1 protein-coding gene is annotated in these 842 nt (G+C 76.6%); it reads left to right on the top strand.

Going from position 1 to position 842, the window contains the following annotated elements; all coding sequences use genetic code 11:
• Positions 1–842: HAD-IC family P-type ATPase (locus AC1D01_RS36960; protein WP_477874820.1), on the top strand; the 842-nt coding region annotated here is incomplete at both ends.

Raw genomic sequence — 842 nt, forward strand, 5'->3', positions numbered from 1 at the left:
TCTCGGTACTGATCGTCACCTGCCCGTGCGCGCTGTCGCTCGCGGCGCCGGCCGCCTTCGTCGCCGCGGCGCGCGGCCTGGCGCGGCGCGGCGKGCTGCTGCAGCGGCTCGACGCGCTGCAGGTGCTGGCGCGCGTCGACACGGTGTTCCTGGACAAGACCGGCACGCTGACGCAGGAGCAGCCGCGCTGCAGTGCGGTGCGGCTGCTGGCCGGCGCCAACGAAGCCGAGGCCGCATTGCTGCACCGCGCCGCCTCGCTCGCGCGCTGGTCGCGCCATCCGCTGTCGCAGGCGGTGGCCGGGCTCGCGCCGCACGACGGCATCGCCTGGTCGGAGGTCGCCGAGCACACCGGCCGCGGCCTGTCGGCGCGCGACAGCGACGGCGTGGAATGGCGGCTCGGTGCCGCCGACTGGGTCGGCGCCGAGCCCTCGGCCGACGACGTGCTGCGCCTCTGGTTCGGCGGTGCTGGCCAGGCCTTGCTGTGCATCGAGTTCGACGAGCGGCTGCGGGATGACGCCGTCGACGCGATGACCGCGCTCGGCCGGGCCGGCTGGCGCCGCGTGCTGCTGTCCGGCGACACGCCGCAGCGGGTCGAGGCCGTCGCGCGCCGCGTCGGTGCCGATGCAGCGATCGGCGCGGCCGACCCCGCCGCCAAGCAGGCCGCGGTGCAGCGCGAGCAGGCGGCCGGCCGCTGCGTCGCGATGGTCGGCGACGGCATCAACGATGCGCCGGTGCTCGCGCAGGCCGACGTGTCGTTCGCGATGGGCCACGGCGCGCTGGTCGCCCGCTCGAACGCCGACCTGGTGGTGGTCTCGAACCGGCTGGGCGGCCTGGAAGACGCC

This window comes from Rhizobacter sp. P3_B12 (assembly GCF_056402895.1).